At 41.6% G+C, this 7,329-nt stretch carries 6 protein-coding genes; 5 read left to right on the top strand and 1 reads right to left on the bottom strand.

Annotated elements, in window-relative coordinates; all coding sequences use genetic code 11:
* Positions 1 to 273: 273 nt before the first annotated feature.
* Entirely contained in the window at positions 274 to 1,656 is a 1,383-nt protein-coding gene (locus tag FKG96_RS26640; protein WP_130858090.1) for a putative oxidoreductase C-terminal domain-containing protein, read from the top strand.
* Between the two features lie 9 nt (positions 1,657 to 1,665).
* Positions 1,666 to 2,517 carry a sugar phosphate isomerase/epimerase gene (locus tag FKG96_RS26635; RefSeq protein ID WP_130858089.1) on the top strand — a complete coding sequence of 284 codons (852 nt, stop codon included), beginning with the start codon at positions 1,666 to 1,668 and terminating at the stop codon, positions 2,515 to 2,517.
* Positions 2,518 to 2,716: 199 nt separating this feature from the next.
* Here the strand turns inward: FKG96_RS26635 and FKG96_RS26630 are convergent, their stop codons facing one another.
* Positions 2,717 to 3,589, bottom strand: coding sequence for an AraC family transcriptional regulator (locus FKG96_RS26630; RefSeq protein WP_130858088.1), 873 nt, complete (start codon positions 3,587 to 3,589; stop codon positions 2,717 to 2,719).
* 227 nt (positions 3,590 to 3,816) lie between these two features.
* Between FKG96_RS26630 and fucP the strand changes: the two genes are divergently transcribed.
* The 3 genes from fucP (at position 3,817) to FKG96_RS26615 (ending at position 7,296) form a co-directional block, all read left to right on the top strand.
* Positions 3,817 to 5,067 carry an L-fucose:H+ symporter permease gene (fucP, locus tag FKG96_RS26625; protein WP_130858087.1) on the top strand — a complete coding sequence of 417 codons (1,251 nt, stop codon included), beginning with the start codon at positions 3,817 to 3,819 and terminating at the stop codon, positions 5,065 to 5,067.
* 159 nt (positions 5,068 to 5,226) lie between these two features.
* Positions 5,227 to 5,556 carry an L-rhamnose mutarotase gene (locus tag FKG96_RS26620; RefSeq protein WP_130858086.1) on the top strand — a complete coding sequence of 110 codons (330 nt, stop codon included), beginning with the start codon at positions 5,227 to 5,229 and terminating at the stop codon, positions 5,554 to 5,556.
* 81 nt (positions 5,557 to 5,637) lie between these two features.
* Positions 5,638 to 7,296 (top strand): UxaA family hydrolase, encoded by a 1,659-nt coding sequence (locus FKG96_RS26615; RefSeq protein ID WP_130858085.1) that lies wholly within the window; start codon positions 5,638 to 5,640, stop codon positions 7,294 to 7,296.
* The last annotated feature ends 33 nt before the right edge of the window (positions 7,297 to 7,329 follow it).

Below are 7,329 nucleotides of genomic sequence, written 5' to 3'. Positions count from 1 at the left end.
CCGAAGGGCTCATTGATACCTTAAAAAACTAACAAAGCATCAATAACCCCGAAGGGCTCATTGATACCTTAAAAAACTAACAAAGCATCAATAACCCCGAAGGGCTCATTGATACCTTAAAAAACTAACAAAGCATCAATAACCCCGAAGGGCTCATTGATACCTTAAAAAACTAACAAAGCATCAATAATTCAAAAGCAAAAAGCGCGACGCTTTAAAAGGAAAAACAAATACTTGCTAAAATAGGAAATTCAAATGTTTAAAAACAAATTTATGAAGGCTGCGGGACTGCTGCTACTGGGTGGAGCAATGGTTGCCTGTAATAACCAGTCGAGTAAAGAAAAACAAGAGAGCGATGCGAATGCCATCCGCTTAATTACACTGGATCCCGGACATTTCCATGCCGCCCTGGTGCAAAAGTCTATGTATCCGAATGTTGACAGTGTGGTGCATGTATACGCACCGGAAGATGGTAAAGATCTAAAAGCGCACTTAGCTCTAATTGAGAGTTATAATACGCGAATGGAAGATCCAACTCATTGGAAAGAGGAAGTTTATACCGGTACGGACTATCTTCAAAAAATGATAGCAGATAAAAAAGGTAATGTAGTAGTGCTCGCCGGAAATAACCAAAAGAAAATAGATTACATTACCCAATCTATTGACGCCGGATTGAACGTGCTGGCCGATAAACCGATGGCCATCGATGTAGCAGGTTTTGAGAAACTGGAAAAAGCTTTTGCCTCAGCTAAAGAGAAGAAGGTCTTGCTTTATGATATTATGACCGAACGCTTTGAGATTACAGCTACCCTGCAAAAAGAGTTCTCTCAAATTTCAGCGCTATTTGGCGAATTGCAAAGGGGTACGCTTGACGAACCGGCCATAACCAAAGAAAGTGTGCATCATTTTTTCAAGAATGTATCGGGTAAGCCCCTCATCCGCCCTACATGGTTCTTTGATGTGAATCAACAGGGAGAGGGTATTGTGGACGTGACTACGCATTTGGTCGATTTAGTTCAATGGGAAGGATTTCCGGAACAGGTAATTGATTATAAAAAAGATATTAAGCTGTTAAATGCTAAACGTTGGCCAACCTGGTTAGGTGCCGCACAATTCAAGAAAGCAACGCAAGAAGAGTTTCCCGATATGCTGAAAGGTAACATGAATGAGAAAGGCGAGTTGGGGGTTTTTGCTAACGGCGAAATTAACTATACGATTAAGAATGTGCATGCAAAAGTGGTGGTGAAATGGAATTTTGAAGCTCCTGAAGGTACCGGCGATACCCACTATTCTATTATGCGTGGATCAAAAGCGAACTTGATCATTAAGCAAGGTAAGGAAGAAAATTATAAGCCCGTTCTCTATCTGGAAGCAGTAGGGGAAGAGCAAGCGGACTTCGAGAAAATTGTACAGGAAGCGGTTGCGCAAATTGCTAAGCAATACACCGGTGTAGCTGCTGAAAAATTGAAAGCAGGTTATTATAAGATTAATATACCGGAAGTGTTAAAGACTAATCACGAGGAGCATTTTGGGCAAGTGACCAGTAACTACCTAAGTTATTTGAAAGAAGGTAAACTGCCCGACTGGGAAGTGCCTAATATGATCGCCAAATATTATGTAACTACAAAGGCCTTGGAATTGGCCAAGAAGAAATAAATCTAGATAATGAACCCGAGAAGAAATTTTTTAAAGAAAAGTATAATAGGAGCAGTAAGTGCAACACTTGTAGACGGCGTATATAATAGTGTCGAAGCTAAACCACTTGGAGGAGCGCATGCGAAAGACGAACCTTTCAAACTTGGAATTGCAGGTTATAGTTTCGTTAATTTTAACTTAGATCAATCGCTGGAGATGATGAAGAAAGTAGATGTACACTATTTGTGCATCAAGGATTTTCATTTACCATATAATAGTACAGCCGAGCAAATAGCGACTTTTCATGCGAAACTGAAAAGCTTTGATGTTACCGGTTACGCGGTAGGACCTATTTATATGAAAACCAGAGAAGAGATTGATAAAGGTTTTGATTATGCTAAACGGGTTGGTGTAAACTTAATTATCGGTATCCCTAATCATGAAGATCTGGCGTATGTCGCCGAAAAAACAAAGGAATATGACATTCGCTATGCCATTCACAATCATGGACCGGAAGATAAGCTTTACCCAAATGCATCGGTAATTTATGATTTGATAAAGAATTTGGATCCACGATTGGGCATCTGCTTTGATATGGGACACAACAAACGGGACGGTCGCGATTCGGTAGCGGACCTGCAAAAATACAGCAAGCGCATTTTTGATATGCATTTAAAAAATGTCACCGCAGCAACAAAGGACGGTAAAACCTGCGAGCTGGGGCGTGGGGTGATTGATATCCCCGCTTATGTGAAAATGTTACGAAAAGTAAACTACACAGGCTCTTGTAGCTTGGAGTATGAAAAAGATATGAAAGATCCATTAGCTGGTATAGCCGAATCCGTTGGTTATTTCCGGGGTGCCTGTGATGGAACACGTTAAGGTGAGCTCGTAGTTAAGTAGGAGAGTCGTTAAGTAGTTAAGTAGTTGAGTCGTTAAGTAGGGTTTTATTAGTGTTGAATTATGAATGATGAGCGATGAATGGCTTTAATTAGTTTGTAGTTAAGTAGGAGAGTAGTTAAGTAGTAGCAGCAGCACAAGCCTATAGCCGACCGCTTACAGCTTACTGCCTACAGCAAAACTAAGCTTTCTCCAAAAAAGCCTTTTGATAAGCCAAAGGGCTTTTTTCTGTTATCTGTTTAAAGTATTTGTGAAAACTTGCGAAGTTGTTGAATCCACTTTCGTAACATAATTGTTTGACACTCATTTTATTCTCAATCAGTAATTTACAGGCATGGCCAACGCGGATTTCCAAGAGAAAGCGAGAATAGGTTTTACCTGTTTTTGCTTTAAAATACCTACAAAAAGAGTTAGAACTAATGCCGGCGATAGCTGATATATCTTCTAAGCTAATCTTTTGACGAAAGTTAGCTAAGGTGTAGTCAAATATGCTGTTGATTCTTTTTTTCTCTTCATCTTGCAAGTTTGGATGAAAGCCAATGGATGAAATCAACCGATAAGAGGAATCGGAAGCAATTGCATGTAGGGCCTCCATTAATAAAATAATCCGTCGGGTTCCTTCCGAATGAAGCATTTGTTCTAACAAGGTACTTACTTTCTGTTTAGCTTGCCCTGTTACCTGAATGCCCCTTCGTGCCTTTTCGAGCAACTGCTTAATGGCTATGTTTTCGGGAAGTTCCAAAAAGTCGCGACCCCAGAAGTGTTCATTGAAATGAGCGACTCGAACATCGGCCCGATCCTCATTTTGCTCATCAAAATAGTGATCGTCAAATCGCCAATAGTGGGGTAGCTGAGATCCAACCAAAACGATATCCCCTGAATGAAAGTGATTGATTTGATCTCCAATAAACTGTGTTCCTTTTCCTCGGTAAAAATGAATGAGTTCTACCTCCGCATGATAATGCCATCTATTATTAATATAGGGAACAAAGTCCTGGCGGACGCTGAAAGATTGCGTAGGTGCCGTACTTAGCTTGAGTAATTGAGGTTTCATTATTTTACATATTAGGTGATTAACGTCAACTGCTTAATGCGAAACAATATCCAATCTATTCAGTTGTATGGTCAGCTAATCAGGCAAATATAAAACAAATATGCTAAAATAGCTTAATGATTGGCTAAAATGAGCAAGGGATTTAAAAAGTGAAATTCCTTAATTTGTAGTTGGCTTTACCAATAAGGATAAATTATTTTGATTAAAACTGAACCTAATATTATTTTATGTCGAAAAAAGGTGTGCTGATACCCATCATTTTAGTTACTTCATTGTTCTTTCTATGGGCCCTGCTTCATAACTTAAATCCCATATTAATTCCACACTTGAGAAAGGCCTTTGCCTTAGACGATCTACAGTCTTCATTGATCGACACATCTGCTTACATAAGCTATTTCGTAGTAGCTATTCCGGCGGGTTTATATATGCAACGGTTCGGTTATAAAAAGGGAGTTTTACTTGGATTGATTCTTTACGCGATAGGAGCACTCCTGGTTATTCCTGCGGCCTCTGAAAGGAACTATATCTTTTTTCTGTCGGCTATTTTCGTCATTGCAGCAGGGGCAACCTTTCTGGAAACGGTGGCTAACCCGTATATAGCCGTACTAGGTGATAAGGAAACCGCCACACAACGGCTAAATTTTGCTCAATCGTTTAATGGTTTGGGCGCCGTGGTAGCACCTATTTTAGGTGGTAGATTCATTCTTTCAGGGATCGAACATAGTCCCGAAAAATTAGCCGCTATGAGCCCCGAGTCGTTGAATTCGTATTTACAGTCGGAAGCCGATACGGTGAAAGTACCCTATCTTGTTATCGCCGGTATTGTAGTCGCCCTTTTACTCTTATTCGTTGTCACCAAGCTTCCGGAAAGTCAAGAGGAGGAATCGGATGGTACGCACACTGTTGGGACGAATTTTTCATTGAAGATATTTAAGCATAAGCATTTTTTATGGGCAGTTGTCAGCCAATTTTTCTACGTGGGTGCACAAGTGGGCGTCGGTAGTTTTTTTATACGCTATGCTAATCATGTGACCGATATGGGAGAAAAAAATGCGGCCTATTTGTTTGGATCAGTAGCGATGGTTGGTTTCATGTTAGGTCGCTTCAGCGGCACTTTCTTAATGCGTTATATTAAACCGGCTAGTTTATTGGCGGCTTATGGTTTGTTATGCACTTTGCTATTGTTGGTGGCCGTGTTTAGTTCAGGCACCGTGGCTTTGTATGCACTTGTTGCCGTTCCTTTTTTTATGTCCATTATGTATCCAACCATCTTTTCACTCGGTATACAAAATCTTACAAGTGAAGAAACAAAGATTGCTTCTTCCTTTTTGGTGATGTCAATCATTGGTGGGGCTGTTGTTCCTTTGTTGATGGGGCTCGTCTCCGTTGCGGCAAACAGTATACAAATTGCTTATCTGGTTCCGTTAATATGTTTTTTGGTTGTCTTTTACTATGGATGGAAAGGGTATAGGATCTAGGTAGTTCAATAGCAGTTAAATGGTTGAGTAGGGAAGTAGTTAAATAGTGATGAGTGATGAGTGAGGAATGATGAGCGTTGAATGAGTGAATGGGCCTTTTTACCATCCCTCCGGGAGGCAGGCTTTTGAATTTTTACTTTTGAATTTTGACTTTGCAAAATGAAAACATACGCATTGGCACTTGATCTCAAAGAAGATGATCATCTAATAAAAGAATATGAGCAGCATCATCGGGCTATTTGGCCTGAGATCAGGGAGTCGATTTTAACAGCGGGAGTCATCGATATGCGCATATACCGATTGGCTAACCGTTTGTTTATGATCATGGAGGTTACGGATGATTTTAGCTTTGATAAAAAAGCGGAGATGGACGCAAACAATCCGAAAGTACAGGAATGGGAAGCTTTAATGTGGAAATACCAACAACCGTTGCCACAAGCAAAAGAAGGTGAAAAGTGGTTGTTGATGGAGGAAATTTTTAAATTATAAGGCTTTATGCTATAGGCATATTGGCAAAAATAAATCGAAACAAAAAGCTGATCGCCCAAGGCTGACAGCTGATCACTGGAAATGACAACAATACGAAAATATTTGCAAATACATCCATCGGATAATGTACTGGTGGCGTTGCAGGACCTGCCTGCCGGTGAATCAATTCACTTTAATGGTGATAGTTTCGTGCTACCTGGCGCGGTAGCTGCAAAGCATAAATTCACGATAGAGGAGATGGCACCGGAGCAGGAAATACATATGTACGGCGTTCTGGTAGGAAAAACGAATAGAGCAATCGGCAAAGGAGAGGCAATTACCACCGAAAACATTTATCACGCAGCAAACGATTTTAAACTAGGGAAACGAAAACTAGACTGGCATAAACCGGATGTTTCCCGCTTTTCAAACCGTAGCTTTCTTGGCTATCATCGTAGCAACGGAACAGTTGGAACAGGAAATTATTGGTTGGTTATCCCCTTAGTTTTCTGTGAAAATCGGAACGTATTGGTAATGAAGGAAGCTTTTGAGGAAAAGCTTGGCTTTAAAAAAGCCAAAAGTTATGAACCGGAAGTAGAGCAATTGATCTCGCTCTATAAGACCGGTGCCTCCATCGAGCAGTTATTGTCGGTGGATCTGCGGGATGTAAAGGAATCGCACCGGCATCACAAGCTTTTTCCGAATGTAGATGGCATTAAATTTTTAAATCATGATATGGGTTGTGGTGGAACGCGCATGGATTCAGATGCTTTGTGCGGTCTGCTAGCAGGTTATATAACGCATCCTAATGTAGCAGGTGCCACCGTCCTAAGCTTAGGCTGCCAACATGCGCAGGCGAGTATTTTGAGAGCCGAGATTGCAAAACGTGATCCACATTTTGATAGACCCTTATATGTTTTTGAGCAACAGAAAATCGGATCTGAAAGTGTGCTGCTTCAGGAGGCCTTGAAGCATACTTTCACGGGTCTGATTCAAGCTAATCAACAAGAAAGAAGGCCGGCAGGTTTAGATAAGCTGTGTATCGGTTTAGAGTGCGGTGGATCCGACGGGTTTTCCGGTATTTCAGCGAATCCTGCGCTTGGTTATCTATCCGATATGCTGGTAACCTTAGGCGGATCTGTTATACTTTCCGAATTTCCGGAGCTTTGCGGAGTAGAGCAGGAGCTTAGCGATCGCTGTAAAGACGAGGAAACAGCCCTTCGGTTCATGGAATTGATGAAAACTTACAATGCGAAGGCAGAGCAAGATGGCAGTGGTTTTTATGCCAATCCTTCACCTGGAAATATTCGTGATGGTCTGATAACCGATGCGATTAAATCCGCAGGCGCAGCAAAAAAAGGAGGAACTTCGCCGGTGCAAGCGGTGATCGATTATCCGGAATTAGCCAACACACCTGGATTGAACCTTTTGTGTACGCCGGGAAACGACGTAGAGAGTACCACGGCCGAGGTGGCAGCAGGGGCGAATGTTGTACTGTTCACGACGGGTTTAGGTACACCTACGGGCAATCCAATTGCGCCCGTCGTTAAGTTGTCGACCAATACAAAGACCTTCGAAAAGATGCCAGACATTATCGATATTAACTGCGGCACGATCATCGAAGGTACAGAAACCATCGAGCAGGCTGCCGAACGAATTTTGGATTTTGTAATAGAGGTGGCCAGTGGGAAACAAGTGCCTAAAGCGGTGAAATTAGGGCAAGACGATTTTATCCCTTGGAGACGGGGGGTGTCTTTATAAGGTGTAAGGTGAGAGGTATAAAGGGGCTGAAAG

Source organism: Olivibacter sp. LS-1, from assembly GCF_008245145.1.
Lineage (GTDB): Bacteria > Bacteroidota > Bacteroidia > Sphingobacteriales > Sphingobacteriaceae > Olivibacter > Olivibacter oleidegradans.
Note: the sequence above shows the minus strand (reverse complement) of the source record. Positions and strands in the feature narration are given on the sequence as shown.

Bases quoted from the DNA above. Each gene is read 5' to 3' on its own strand.
- FKG96_RS26615 (WP_130858085.1), top strand. From the start codon at position 5,638: ATGACAACAATACGAAAATATTTGCAAATACATCCATCGGATAATGTA.
- FKG96_RS26635 (WP_130858089.1), top strand. From the start codon at position 1,666: ATGAACCCGAGAAGAAATTTTTTAAAGAAAAGTATAATAGGAGCAGTA.
- FKG96_RS26620 (WP_130858086.1), top strand. From the start codon at position 5,227: ATGAAAACATACGCATTGGCACTTGATCTCAAAGAAGATGATCATCTA.
- fucP (WP_130858087.1), top strand. From the start codon at position 3,817: ATGTCGAAAAAAGGTGTGCTGATACCCATCATTTTAGTTACTTCATTG.
- FKG96_RS26630 (WP_130858088.1), bottom strand. From the start codon at position 3,589: ATGAAACCTCAATTACTCAAGCTAAGTACGGCACCTACGCAATCTTTC.
- FKG96_RS26640 (WP_130858090.1), top strand. From the start codon at position 274: ATGAAGGCTGCGGGACTGCTGCTACTGGGTGGAGCAATGGTTGCCTGT.